This window comes from Arthrobacter sp. FW306-04-A, assembly GCF_044358315.1.
Classification (GTDB): Bacteria; Actinomycetota; Actinomycetes; order Actinomycetales; family Micrococcaceae; genus Arthrobacter.
In genome coordinates, this window is the sequence record NZ_CP084559.1 from 2382375 (window position 1) to 2395733 (window position 13359).

The window sequence follows — 13359 nt, forward strand, 5'->3', positions numbered from 1 at the left end:
AATCCATGGACTTTGAGACTCGGCCCCTGCCGCCCGGCCCGGACACGACGTTCACAGCCTCCCAGATCCGCGCCGCGGTTCAGGATCTACTCGGGCTCGAAGGACTTCCACCCATCGTCCAGGTCGGCCACCCCGTGCTCCGGCAACTCGCCGCACCTTATGATGGCCAGCTCGAGGACACCGAGCTGGCGCAACTGATCGAGCGGATGCGGGATGTAATGCACGGCGCCCCCGGCGTTGGCCTCGCAGCACCCCAGCTCGGCATTCCCTTGCAGTTGGCCGTGCTTGAAGACCATTTCGACGTTGACCCCATCGCTTCCGAAATCCGTGAGAGGACACCGCTGGGTTTCTTCGCGATCCTTAATCCCAGGTACGAGCTCGAAGGGACTTCCACGGCGTCGTTTTATGAAGGCTGCCTGTCGATGCGCGGATTCCAGGCCGTGGTGACGCGGCACCGGGATGTTCGCCTGCACTACCAACGTCCTGATGGAAGTGCAGCCTCGGAAGGATTCTCAGGCTGGCAGGCACGGATAGTCCAACACGAGACCGACCATCTGCACGGCGGACTCTATTTGGACAGGGCCGAGCTACGGTCCCTTGCCGACGATCAGCAATACGGCACCCATTGGGCGTACCCCGGAATCGACGAGGCACGCCGCGGGCTGGGCTTCCTTAACTCTTAGCCGGCGCGGATTCGCGCGATCGGTTCGCGGTGGAAGGCAGGTACTTCGCCCACCACGCGAGGATCTGTTCGAACCGCTGTCGGCGGTGATGCGGTGTACCGGAGCGCGAAAGTTCGTGGTCCTCACCCGGGAAAAGAAGCAACGCAGTCTCCACGCCTTGTGCCTTCAAAGCGGCGAAGTAGCGCTGTCCCTGCTCAACAGGGCAACGGAGATCGTTTTCGCTGTGTATCACGAGCGTAGGCGTCCGGACATCAGCCACGACAGCCATCGGGCTTTGGGCCGCCATCTGTGCGGGAGATCCACCGGTGTATTGGCCACCGAAGAACCACCCGATATCTGAGGAGCCGGCAAAACTGACGGGGTCAAGGAAACCTCGCTCCACAATGGCCGCCTTGAATCGGTGTTCATGTCCGATAACCCAGGCCGTCAGATATCCGCCATAGGACCCACCCATGATGCCGATCGATTCCTTGTCCATCGTCGGGAAGGCCTGCAGGGCGCCATCCAGGAACGTGAGCACATCCGCCATGTCCACGGTGCCCATTTTCTCCTTGATGGCACCACCATGTGCCTGACCATATCCGGCAGAACCACGGGGATTGCACATCAGGACGGCGTATCCTGCCTCTGCATACACCTGGGCCTCATCGAAGAATGCGGCCGTGTATTGAGCGAACGGGCCACCGTGGATGGTCAGCAGCACCGGATGGGGACCGTGGCCCTCCGGCAGGACCGCCCAGCCGTGGACCGGGTAGCCATCATTGCCAGTGGCGGTGAAGTCCTGCGGATCAAGGATATTTGCTTCCGCCCGGAGCGCCCCGGAGAAGTCAGTAAGCAAGCGCAGCCCGCCCTGCTCCAGGACGCCGACCTCGCCGTTGCTTGAAGCGTCGCTGACACTGACGGCCACCACGTCACCTACCGCGGAAGCACCCCCCGCAACCCGGGGTCCTTTGAGGAGGACCGCGCTCTCGCCGCCGGCCGTCCATTTGATCAGCTCAACACTCCCGCGGCTTGTGTTGAGACCAAGCATGCCATCCACTCCGAAAGGTTCGAGGGGGCCGGAAATGTCCTGGTCTTCGACATCGCTCAGCACAGTGGCTCTGCCCCCGCGAACGGGCATCACATACGCGGCCGTGTTCCTGGCGACGAAGTCCAGACCGTCGTCGCCGAGGTCCTGCGCTGTAAAGAACAGCCATTCGCCGTCGATGGATTCGCGGACCTCTTGTACTGCTTGCGGCGCGGCATCTGGCCGCACGGCTTCTGGCTCGCCACCCGCAGCCGGGACGCGATAAATCCCGGAGGCGATATCGGCGTCGTGCCCTTCATGGAGCGATGCGATAAAGTAGACGCTCCCGCCGTTGCGGCTGAAAGACGGTGACGTGTGATCAACGTCGCCGAACGTCAACTGCACCGCTGCCGGCACCAAGCTCGGCGCCTCAGTTCCGCGTTCTTTCGCAGCCCGCCCTACGGGAGCCACGGGAGGTTCCGCTCCGAGCGCCGGGACGTCGACGACGAACAGTTGGGCGGGTTTGTCCGCCGTGTAGCCAAGTCCGTTGAGTCGGTACTGGTTGTCCGTGATCAGCCGAGGGTCCTCGCCGCCCGCGCCGACGCCTTCGACCGTCCCGTATCGGCCTTCTTCGGGAACCCGCGAGGAGAACACAATCCTGCTGGAATCGGGCGCCCAGGAAAACTCCGAGACTCCCAATTTCTGTTCCGTGATCGCTTGTGGCTCCCCGCCGTCGGCTTCCACTACGTGCAGTTGCGGCTTTCCGTCCGGCGTCGCCCGGAGGAACGCCAGCACCCTGCCGTCGGGGGAAAAGGCGGGTGCCGTGTCCCGGAAGCCACGGGTGATCCGTCGAGGCGGTGTCGCACGGTCAAAAGGAACACTCCAGAGCTGCCCGACGTAGGCGTCGACGTCGAAATCGGGCCGCGTAACGGACACGACGGCGCGGGTGCCATCGGGATGGGCGGCAGGGGCAGACACGGAATTCAGCAGCGGGAGTTGTTCGGCTTTCACGCTGGTGAGCCTAGCGTCCGTCCCGTCGCGACGGTTTGTGCCACTCCGGCCACCGTAGAATTGTCCCTATGTTTGCCGACGCCGTCCCCTCCCTGCGCTGCCCGGTCTGCCAGGGTTCTTTCGGTCTCAGCGGCGCGGCGCCCTTTTCGTTGAATTGCGTCGCCGGCCACAGTTTCGATGCCGCCAAACAGGGCTACTTCAACCTGCTCACCGGCAAGGGTACGGTCTTCGAGGCGGACACGGCAGAGATGGTCGCAGCCCGCAACGACTTCCTGGGCGGCGGACACTACGCTCCCCTGGCTGATGCCATCGCGGAACTGGCATCCCCGGTCCTGTCGGGGCCGGGATCCCTCGTCCTGGATTCCGGCACGGGCACCGGCCACTATCTACATACGGTGCTGGACCGCACTCCAGCAGCAGCCATTGGAATCGATATCTCGAAGTTCGCGCTCCGCCGGGCAGCACGGCTGAATACCGGTGCCATCAACCTGGTGTGGGACATCTGGCGGCCCTTGCCGCTCGCGGACCATGCCGCGGATGCCATCATCGTGGTCTTTGCGCCGCGGAATCCCCCGGAGTTTGCGCGTGTGTTGCGTCCTGGCGGCCGGGTGATCGTGGTGACTCCCCGGAGCGGACACCTCGCGGAGATTGCGGAACGCACCGGAATGCTAAGCATAGAACCGGGCAAAGACGAGCGCTTGGCAGGGTCCATGCAGGAATTCTTCACTCCCTGGGATTCCGTCCAACTCGACGTGGAGCTCACACTCAACGGGCGGGATATTGCTGACGTCGCCTTCATGGGCCCGGCAGGCCACCATCTGGAGCGTTCGGCTTTGTTGGACTCGATCGCCGCAGAATCGTCAGTCGGAGCCACCGCGAAGTTCAACCTCAGTGTTTTCACTGCGCCGGGGGGACGCTCCTAACGCGAAGCTTCGCACCGGGCTAGGATGGAAAAACAGCGACTGGATCTTGCCGACGCTGCAGTCCGGATCAGGCCGGCTGCCGCCGCAAGTCCGGGAACAGGGGGAATGATGTTTGAATGGCTTGGCAGCAACTGGTGGGCTCTCTGGCTCACGGTTTTCCTCGCGTTTGCCGTAGTGGAGATGCTGACGCTCAACTTCTTCTTCATCATGCTCGGCGGCGGAGCGTTGGCTGCACTGGTCGCGGACTTTGCCGGAGCTGATCTCTGGCTTCAGATCGTCGTCCTGTGCGTCGTGTCCTTGCTGATGATCGCATTCGTCCGCCCTATCGCCCTGAAGCATCTGCACAAGGGTCCTGCCGAACAACGTACCAACGTGGACCGCCTGATCGGCCAATCGGCGCTCGTGATGGAGCCAGTCAGTGCGACGGCAGGATTGGTGAAGATCGGTGGCGACGTGTGGACCGCCCGCAGCGCCGCAGGAATCATCGACGCCGGCCAGACAGTGCAGGTCACCAGGATTGACGGCGCGACGGCGGTAGTCGCCTCAACGTCGGAAAACAGCCCGCGCTGAGCGGCGCCCGGGAACGCGCGCCCGCAGACTCCGCCAGAAAATGATCGGCGCGTTGCCGCACACAAGACCACATCAAATACGTAACTGGGGAATGAAGGAGATGTATGGATAGCTTGGGAGGAACTGCAGCCGCGATCGTGCTGCTAGTTCTCGTCATATTTGTGATCATCGTGTTGGTCCGCTCGATCAGGATCATCCCGCAAGCGCGCGCTGGCGTCGTCGAACGCCTGGGCAAGTACCAGCGCACACTCAACCCCGGGCTCACCATCCTGATCCCCTTCGTCGACCGCCTGCTGCCACTGTTGGATCTTCGCGAACAAGTGGTCTCCTTCCCGCCGCAACCAGTGATTACCGAAGACAACCTGGTAGTCTCCATCGACACGGTGGTCTACTTCCAGGTGACCGATCCTCGGGCCGCGACCTATGAGATCGCCAACTACATCCAGGCTGTCGAACAGCTGACCACCACGACGCTCCGTAACGTGGTGGGCGGCCTGAACCTCGAAGAGGCGCTCACCTCGCGCGATCAGATCAATGGACAGCTCCGCGGGGTCTTGGACGAAGCTACGGGACGGTGGGGAATCCGCGTTTCACGCGTGGAGCTCAAGGCAATCGACCCGCCCCACTCCATCCAGGACTCGATGGAAAAGCAGATGCGGGCCGAGCGCGACCGGCGTGCTGCAATTTTGACCGCCGAAGGTACCAAGCAGTCGCAGATCCTCACGGCCGAAGGCCAGCGGCAGGCTGCAATTCTTGCCGCCGAGGGTGACGCAAAGGCGGCTATTCTGCGCGCCGACGGTGAAGCCCAAGCCATCCAGAAGGTCTTCGATGCCATCCACAAGGGCAATCCGGACCAAAAGCTGCTGGCCTACCAGTACCTTCAGATCTTGCCGAAAATCGCGGAAGGATCATCCAACAAACTGTGGATCATCCCCAGCGAGGTCGGCGAGGCCCTTAAAGGCATCGGCAGTGCGCTGGGAGGCGCAAACGGGGAGGCCGGCGCTGCAGACCTCTTCAGCGACCCCGGGAAGCCCGCAGCCGAAGTTTCCGCACCGGCGGCCGCCACGGCAGTTAGATCCGGACACTCCGGATCGACCCCCCCGGCACTGGATCCGCCAACCTAGCCGAAGGTGGCTTCGCAATCCAGTTCGAGACGAGGGACCGGCCATCTCATGTGGCCGGTCCCTCGCCGTGTGTGGGCTGCATCGGAGGTCCGTCAGGCGGGCTTTTGTCGGGGAAGGCTCCCTCGCTTTGTCTTGCCTGCATCGATCCGCGTATAATGGTGTATTTGTCCGGTCGGTTCAGTCCGAACGGAACATTAACGCTTGGTCAGGCGTTTCATCTAGTGATGCAACGTGTGCATACAGTAGCCCGGGCGGCGTCGATTCGGCGTCCGGCTAGCGCGGAGCCTGGTTCCGTGAACAGACAGAGGGAGTAATCATGAGCGATCGCAGCCTGCGGGGCATGCGTCTTGGCGCCCAGAGCATGGAAACCGAGTCGGGCGTTGAGCCGGCACCGCGCCAAAGGGTTGAATACCGTTGCGCGGACGGGGAGCAGGTCTTCGTGACCTTCTCATCCGAAGCGGAGATTCCCCCTGTTTGGGTTTCAAAGACGGGCAAGGAAGCGCTCCTGGTTGACGGCGAACGCCCCGTTGACACCAACGAGAAGGCCGTCCGCACCCACTGGGACATGCTGCTGGAACGCCGCAGCCTTCCCGAACTCGAGCAGATCCTCGAAGACCGGCTGAACATCCTGCGCGAACGCCGCGGGGAACGCCGCTCGGCATAAGGCCAGCCAAAGGCGCAGTCCTAAGACAAAGGCCGGGTCCGCACTCTTAACAGAGTGTGGACCCGGCCTTTGTTTGTTCTGGCCTACTTTGAAACCGGGGTCTTCTTCCGGGTCAGCGCGGCCCAGCGGGAGGCCAACCCCCACTTGGTCACGTTGATCATGGCCTCAACAACGATGTTGCCACTCATCTTGGAAGCCCCTAGCTCGCGCTCCACAAAGGTGATGGGGCGTTCTACGATCTTCAGTCCCAGCTTGGCGACCCTCCACGCAAGGTCCACCTGGAAGCCGTAGCCAACCGATTCGACCTGGTCCAGCTTGAGGGCCTCAAGGGTGCTCCGGCGGAAGGCACGGTACCCTCCAGTAATGTCCTTGATCTTCAGGCCAAGCATGATGCGGGCGTAAGTGCTGCCCGTGCGTGAGATCGCTTGGCGGTACAGCGGCCAGTTCACAGTGCCTCCGCCGGGAACCCAGCGTGAGCCCATGGCGAGGTCGGCGCCGTCGTTGATGGCATCCAACAACAACGGCAGTTGCTCTGGCTGATGAGATCCATCAGCGTCCATCTCTACGAGGACGTCGTAGCCAGCCGCCATACCCCATTTGAATCCGGCAATGTAGGCGGCCCCGAGGCCTTCCTTGCCCTTGCGGTGGAGGACATGGACCTGGCTGTCCTCGGCCGCAATGCTGTCGGCGAGCTGTCCCGTGCCGTCAGGGCTGTTGTCGTCGACAACCAAGACGTCAGAGGCGGGGACAGCCGTGCGCAGCCGTCCGAGGGTCTTGGGCAGCGATTCCAGCTCGTTATACGTGGGGATGATCGTCAGGACACGCAAGAAGAGGCCTTTCCTTGATGGAGCGGTCAGTGGGCCGGAGCAGCAGCGAGGCTGGGATTCTGGCGCAACTCTCCATTATAGGGCGACAACTCGGCGTGCTCAGGGCCACTTGTGGTACTTGACACACCAAGTGTGCTTTGGCCGCGGGCAGGTCCACAAGCCCAGGTCCAGTGCCGGCCCGTGTTTTCAACTCGAGGCCGAACCGTTTTCTGCTGCACTGCGGACCTGCCCACTACGAGTGCCACGGTCTGAAAAACGGGCCCATTGACTGTTTTGACACGGACCCCACCGCGGCCAGACAACCAGGTATTCCCTGTGGAAGCCTGTTGACCCTAAATGCTACGGGCTTCACAAACCCTGTCAAGCGCCCCCTGACCTGCGGCTTCATTCATAGACGCAGGTCAGGGGGCCTTCAGCATCGGCAGGATATTTACGACTATGACCGCCATGATTCCCTTGAGAAGAGCTCCCGGCCATCCCGTACGGTCTGCAGGCAGGCGGGGTCGCTTCCGCTGTCCAGCGCGGGCAGAAGGGGCGTGCGGGCGCGGGGATCAGTGGACCAGGATTGGACACGGTCATCTGCCACCTGGACCATCAGCTCTTCAACCTCCCACACTGCAAAACTCGCAGGTGCCCCGGGAACCAATTGACCCGTGAGCGGATTGCGCTGCCTGCTGGCCCGCCACCCGGCGCGGGTGTGTCCCAGGAAGGCGGCCCTCGCCGAAATACGCTGGTCCGGATTGCTGTGCTCCAAGCATGCCCGGACACTGGACCAAGGGCGCAAGGGGGTGACCGGGCTGTCGCTTCCGAAGCACACAGGCACGCCGCTGGAGTAGTACGAGGCGAAGGGGTTCATGGCCGCCCTCCGTGCGCCGCCCAGGCGCTGCTCATAGAGTTTTCCTGCCCCACCCCACGCGGCATCAAACGCGGGCTGTGCGCTCACGGTGATCGAGTACTTGGCAAGACGGGCGAAATCCGCCGCATCTGCCATTTCCACGTGTTCGAGGCGATGCGCAGCTGCACGGACCCGCTGCTCCCCCACTTCTGCCGCGGCAAGGTCCAAGGCATCCAGGGCGGTCTTTAGTCCGGCGTCACCTATGACATGGAAACCTGCCTGGACTCCCAGCGCTGAACAAGCGGCCAGATGACGGGCAGCCTCGTCCACAGAGAGATAGAGGCTTCCACGATGCCCCGGCGCGTCAGCGTAGTCGGCGTTGAGGGCTGCCGTTCGTGACCCGATGGAACCGTCGAGGTTCAAATCACCGGCCAAGCCAAGAACAGGTACGTTCAGGTCTTCCAGAATGGAAGCAACGTGCTCGGCCGAGGTGGCAAGTTCGCCCCAATAGGGCAGGATCTCGGGGACACCCTCCCGGCTTTCGTTCCACGAGGCGGACATCCGCAGGTCCTCAACACTGCAGATTTGTGGCGCCGCCATCTCTGCAAGCGCCACGTACCCGTTGGCCGCAGCCTCACGGAGGGCAAGTTCCTGGTACCGGCGGCGCTCGGCTTCGGGGAACTGCCTGGCGACCAAGCGCGAGGCCGTGTGAGCGGCCCTCAGAACGTGCGCGGAACCGTCGTAGCCGTCCAGGCCGGCGATGCCAGCAGCGGATGCCAAGGACGGTGATGCAAGGGCCGAGTGCGCGTCCACGCGCGCCAGATACACCTTGCGTCCACCGGCGGCGCGATCGAGTTCCTCCGCAGCGGGCAGTGTCCTGTCCTGCCACATCGATTCGTCCCAGCCATGACCCTGCACAGTGCCGCTGGCACCAAGCGCCTTTGCGGCCTGGGCGACGACGTCGAGCAGTTCCCGGGCCGAGCGGACCCGGTCCAGTCGGAGGGCATCAGCCGCAATTCCGGTCTCGGTGAGATGCATGTGGGAATCTACGAAGCCGGGAGCGAGTAAAGCTCCCCGCAAATCAATGACTTCCATCGAGGAATCGGCAATCGACGTCGCGGCTTGCTCTGAACCAACCCACGCAACCGTGTCTCCGTCAACCAGCATTGCCGTTGCAAAGGGGTCCGCAGCGGTATAGACGGAACCGTTCCGGTACATCGTGACCTTGCGGGGCGTAGTTTCAGCGGGCATGCCTGGATGGGTCATGGAAGTGGTCCTTACTGGGAATCTGTGGTGGGTCAGGAGACGTTGGAATAGGCCACTACGCCGCGGCGGACCAGATCGATCGCTTCTCGGCATATCTTGGCCTGGCGTCGTTCGAGCCCGGGAATCTTGGCCATCTGGTCCAGCAGATCGATCACTTGCTTCGCCCAGCGCACGAAGTCCCCTGCGGCAAGGTCGGTGCCGCTGAGCACTTCCTGAAGGTGACGGCCTTTGGCCCACTTGAAAATGGGCCAGACGAGTCCGAGTTCCGGCTCGGCCGTCAGCGGGAGCCTGTTCTTGTCCTCGACGTCCTCCAGCGCAGACCATTCATGCACCACGATGTCCACGGAGGTTTCGAGGGAGATGGACGGCATCTTGGGCCGGAGACCGCGATCGTCGCGCTTGGCTTGGTAAACCATGGTGCTGGCCAGCGCAGCCAGTTCGGTGGCGTCAAGATCCTTGATGGCCCCTTGCCGGATCGATTGTGAGATCAGCAGGTCTTTTTCGCCGTAGATGCGGCGCAGGCGCTGGCCGTCCGCGCTGATGCTGACATGGCCGGCGTCGGACGTCTGCAGGTAACCATAAGCGGCGAGGACATCGCACACACGGTCAAAAGTCTTCGCGATCGTGTTGGTACGGCCTTGGATCTGCCGGACGAGCCCATCGGTTTCATGGCGCAGTTTCCACCAACGCTCGGCCCAGCGGGCATGGTCTTCACGTTCGCTGCAGCCATGGCAAGGATGGGCGCGGAGTGCGCGCCGCAGGTCCGAGATTTTCTTTTCCTGGTCCGGCAAGTAACGGGCTCGGCCAAAGTCCTCATTCCTGCTGGTCTCCCGGGCCGGCGGCCGCCCCTCTCGCACTGCGTTCCGCATTGCCGATGCCAGGTCACGGCGGGATTTGGGCAGCTTGGCGTTGAACGACTTAGGAATGCGGATCCAGGACACGGGCGCCACTGGACCTTCGACCTCGTGGGCGCCGATCCTATGCAACTGGTTGTCTTCCGTCAGGACCGCGGGCCGCGGTTCACGCGCATTGGGATCGGCATCGAGCACGACGGCGTAACCCGGCGAGCGTCCGCCGGGAACTTTGACGATGTCTCCAGGCATGAGGCGGGTGAGGGATTCTACGGTCAGGGATTTGCGGGCTCTTGAGGTACTCCGGGATGCATACTCCTCGGCATCGCTGAGATCCCGCCGGAGCTTCGCGTACTCGGTAAAGTCGCCAAGGTGACACTTCATCGACTCGGCATAGCCGGAGAGCGACTCTTCACGGCTCCGAACCTGCCGCGCCAGCCCCACGACGGAACGATCGGCCTGGAACTGGGCGAACGATGACTCGAGGATCTGCCGCGCCCGGGGACGTCCGAACTGGGCGATCAGGTTGATGCTCATGTTGTAGGTGGGCCGGAAACTGGAATTAAGAGGATAGGTGCGCCGCGAAGCAAGGCCGGCGACAGCCGCGGGATCGGTTCCCGGCTGCCAAAGGACCACGGCGTGACCTTCGACGTCGATTCCACGCCTTCCGGCACGGCCGGTCAGCTGGGTGTACTCCCCCGCGGTGATGTTGACGTGGGCTTCGCCGTTGAACTTGTCGAGCTTCTCCAGGACGACGCAACGGGCCGGCATGTTGACGCCCAGCGCCAAGGTCTCCGTGGCGAAAACGGCCTTCACCAGGCCGTCGGCGAACAGGGTTTCGACGACTTCCTTGAAAGTCGGCAGCAATCCCGCGTGGTGGGCAGCGAGCCCTCTGAGCAGGCCATCACGCCAGCTCCAAAACCCGAGCACATCGAGGTCGTCTGCGGGAATTTCGCGGCTCGCCTCATCTACCCGGGCAGCGATGATCTGCTGTTCCCGCTCCGTAGTCAGCCACAACCCCGCTGCGGCACACTGCGCCACAGCCCCGTCGCATCCAGCACGGGAGAAAATGAAGGTGATGGCCGGGAGAAGCCCCTGGCGGTCCAGGCTCGCAATAATCTGCGGCCGGCTGGCTTTGCGCACCGGGCTCCGCTGCTCCCCGGCGGTATTGTCACGCTGACGGTCCTGCCTGCGGCGGCTGCGTCCGCCATGGCCAAAGCGGCCACGGAAGTTCATCTGGCTCTCTGCCCTGGCCATGGACAACAGCTCTGGATTGACCTCGAATTCCTTCTGCCTGGGATTCCGGTCCAACTCCTGTACTGCCACCGGCAAAGGTGCCTCGCCGTCGGTTGCCCCCGGAGCGATCTGATCAAAGCTCGTGTCCCCAGCGAAGAGATCGACGATCTCACGGCCCACCATGACGTGCTGCCACAAGGGGACAGGACGGTGCTCGGAGACAATCACATCGGTGTGTCCGCGCACGGTATCCAGCCACGCACCGAACTCTTCGGCGTTGGACACCGTGGCGCTCAGGGAAACCACCTGTACCTCGCTGGGCAGGTGGATTATGACTTCCTCCCAAACAGCGCCACGGAAGCGGTCCGCAAGGTAGTGCACCTCATCCATTACCACGTAGCCAAGGTCGCCCAGGGTGTCGGAGTCCGCGTACAACATGTTCCGCAGGACTTCGGTGGTCATGACGACGATGGGGGCTTCGCCGTTGATGGTGGTGTCACCGGTCAACAGGCCCACATTCGATGCGCCATACTTCGCGGAAAGCTCGGAGAACTTCTGGTTGCTCAGCGCCTTGATGGGCGTTGTGTAAAAGGCTTTGAGTCCGCGTTCAAGGGCGAGATAGATCGCGAATTCTCCGACGATTGTCTTTCCGGCCCCCGTGGGCGCCGCAACCAGGACTCCCTTGCCTTCCTGCAGCGAACGGCATGCGTCACGCTGGAAATCGTCAAGTTCGAATTCCAGCGACTGGGCAAAAGTGCCGAGATAGGTTTTCGACTCAGCACTCCTTTGCGCTGCAGCTTGAAAAGCTTCTGAGGGCGAAAGGGCCCCTGAATTGGAGGACATGCTTCAAGCCTAGTGGCCGGAAGACTACAGATTCTCCAGATCAGAGGCAGGTGTGGCGACGTCGGCAGTGGCTTCCGTCTCAGCGGCGACCTTCGCCTCATGGCGCGCGCGGCGTTTGTCGTTCAGGATGCATAGCCCGATTGCGGCGAAGAACAGCGCCAGCAGGGGGCCAGCGAGCATGAACATCGACAGAGCGTCGGCACCGGGAGCTGCCACGGCGGCCAGGACGAACACAAGGAAGACGGTGATACGCCACGCCTTGAGGATGGTCCTGCCGGTCAGAACGCCCGCCATATTGACGCCCACCAACACCACTGGGACCAGGAAGGCGATACCGAGGAACAGAAGCATGTGCGTGGCGAACGTCAGATACTGCGATGCGTCGATGTTGTTGGCGCCGTTTTGCGGCGTGAACTGCAGCAATGCGCGCACAACGTTCGGAATCACCAACCACGCGACATACACGCCCACCAGGAACAAAGGCACCGCCGCGGCCATGTACCCGAGGGTGTAGCGCCGCTCCTTCTTGGTCAGGCCGGGAGTGATGAAGGCCCAGACCTGGTAGATCCAGACCGGGCTGGAGATGACCAGGCCGATCTGGATGGCAATCCGGAGCTTGAAGTCGAACGGATCCGCCACGCTCGCGAAATTGAGGACGGCAGTCCGCTTGGTCTCTTCGGCGATCTTGACCAACGGATCCGACAAGCTGTTGACCACGGGCTCATAAAGGAACCATCCTGCCACGGCGCCCAGGAACACGCCGATGGCGGACTTGATCAGCCGGTTCTTAAGCTCCTTCAGGTGGTCTAGGAGCGCCATCCGCCCTTCGGGGTTGGCTTTGCGGCCCGTCTTCGTTGCCACTACTGCTTAGCTACGGGTTGCTGGCGGAACGTCAGTGTCGTTGCCGCTCTTGGAGTTGGCTTCCGGGTGGTTGACCACTTTGCCTTCAACGGGGTCCGTGTCGTCCTTGGCCGCCGGCTTCCCGTCGTTCTTCATTTCCTTGACTTCGGATTTGATGATGCGCATCGACTGACCGAGGCTCCGGGCCATGGCCGGAAGCTTGGGTGCCGCAAACAGCAGCAGGGCCACGATGATGATAATGACAATTGGCCAAGGGCCATCAAATAGTCGTCCCACGGGAAGTCCTTTCGTTGGAATACATCCTACGTCTAACTGAATTCGATGTCGTGCAGGGACTGGGGTTGGCCCCGCTCTGCTTTGCGCTTAACGCGCTTTTGGCGACGTACTTCCTGGCGGGAGGCCTGGGCCGTCACGTAATCATGACGCATCTGTTCCGGTGAGGCAAAAACGGCCTCGCCGAACGCTTTCGGCGGGGCACTGCCGCCGTCGTCAGGGTGCTCGGGAAGGTACGTGCGATGCCCCAGCCGCTCCCCCGCTGCACTCAACTCATGCACCATCGCCATGAAAGTCCGGAAAAGCCTTATGCCCAAAAGGACGTAGCAAAGCAGGGACACCGAAATCAGAGCGACCCACAGAAGGATCCAGGACCACCAAGGCAT

12 protein-coding genes are annotated in these 13359 nt (G+C 62.5%); 5 read left to right on the top strand and 7 right to left on the bottom strand.

Translation table 11 applies throughout. From position 1 onward, the window contains the following. Nucleotides 1-5 precede the first annotated feature (5 nt). Nucleotides 6-683, top strand: coding sequence for a peptide deformylase (locus tag LFT43_RS10910; RefSeq protein ID WP_395796690.1), 678 nt, complete (start codon nucleotides 6-8; stop codon nucleotides 681-683). On the opposite strand, the gene LFT43_RS10915 is transcribed toward LFT43_RS10910, so the two are convergent. Continuing rightward, complete coding sequence (locus LFT43_RS10915) at nucleotides 673-2700, bottom strand: S9 family peptidase (RefSeq protein WP_395796692.1); 2028 nt, start codon at nucleotides 2698-2700, stop codon at nucleotides 673-675. The genes LFT43_RS10910 and LFT43_RS10915 overlap by 11 nt on opposite strands. A gap of 68 nt (nucleotides 2701-2768) precedes the next feature. On the opposite strand from LFT43_RS10915, the gene LFT43_RS10920 reads away from it, so the two are divergent. From LFT43_RS10920 to LFT43_RS10935, 4 genes are all read left to right on the top strand, one after another. Then, nucleotides 2769-3623: a methyltransferase domain-containing protein gene (locus LFT43_RS10920; RefSeq protein ID WP_395796694.1), complete on the top strand. Its 855-nt coding sequence runs from the start codon at nucleotides 2769-2771 to the stop codon at nucleotides 3621-3623. A gap of 108 nt (nucleotides 3624-3731) precedes the next feature. Beyond that, a complete protein-coding gene (locus LFT43_RS10925; RefSeq protein WP_395803014.1) occupies nucleotides 3732-4193 on the top strand; it encodes an NfeD family protein in 462 nt (153 codons plus the stop codon). A gap of 104 nt (nucleotides 4194-4297) precedes the next feature. Then, nucleotides 4298-5317 carry an SPFH domain-containing protein gene (locus LFT43_RS10930; protein WP_395796696.1) on the top strand — a complete coding sequence of 340 codons (1020 nt, stop codon included), beginning with the start codon at nucleotides 4298-4300 and terminating at the stop codon, nucleotides 5315-5317. A gap of 316 nt (nucleotides 5318-5633) precedes the next feature. Continuing rightward, nucleotides 5634-5981: an RNA polymerase-binding protein RbpA gene (locus LFT43_RS10935; RefSeq protein WP_059389983.1), complete on the top strand. Its 348-nt coding sequence runs from the start codon at nucleotides 5634-5636 to the stop codon at nucleotides 5979-5981. Between the two features lie 83 nt (nucleotides 5982-6064). Here the strand turns inward: LFT43_RS10935 and LFT43_RS10940 are convergent, their stop codons facing one another. The 6 genes from LFT43_RS10940 to LFT43_RS10965 form a co-directional block, all read right to left on the bottom strand. Next, a complete protein-coding gene (locus LFT43_RS10940) occupies nucleotides 6065-6808 on the bottom strand; it encodes a polyprenol monophosphomannose synthase (RefSeq protein ID WP_395796698.1) in 744 nt (247 codons plus the stop codon). A 436-nt stretch (nucleotides 6809-7244) separates the two neighbouring features. Beyond that, nucleotides 7245-8909 carry an amidohydrolase gene (locus LFT43_RS10945; RefSeq protein ID WP_395796700.1) on the bottom strand — a complete coding sequence of 555 codons (1665 nt, stop codon included), beginning with the start codon at nucleotides 8907-8909 and terminating at the stop codon, nucleotides 7245-7247. 32 nt (nucleotides 8910-8941) lie between these two features. Then, a complete protein-coding gene (locus LFT43_RS10950) occupies nucleotides 8942-11839 on the bottom strand; it encodes a DEAD/DEAH box helicase (RefSeq protein WP_395796702.1) in 2898 nt (965 codons plus the stop codon). Between the two features lie 24 nt (nucleotides 11840-11863). Next, complete coding sequence (gene tatC, locus LFT43_RS10955) at nucleotides 11864-12658, bottom strand: twin-arginine translocase subunit TatC (RefSeq protein WP_395803016.1); 795 nt, start codon at nucleotides 12656-12658, stop codon at nucleotides 11864-11866. A gap of 48 nt (nucleotides 12659-12706) precedes the next feature. Further along, nucleotides 12707-12976 (bottom strand): Sec-independent protein translocase subunit TatA, encoded by a 270-nt coding sequence (gene tatA, locus LFT43_RS10960; protein ID WP_395796704.1) that lies wholly within the window; start codon nucleotides 12974-12976, stop codon nucleotides 12707-12709. 32 nt (nucleotides 12977-13008) lie between these two features. Next, on the bottom strand, nucleotides 13009-13359 hold the full coding sequence (locus LFT43_RS10965; protein WP_395796706.1) for a hypothetical protein: 351 nt from the start codon (nucleotides 13357-13359) through the stop codon (nucleotides 13009-13011).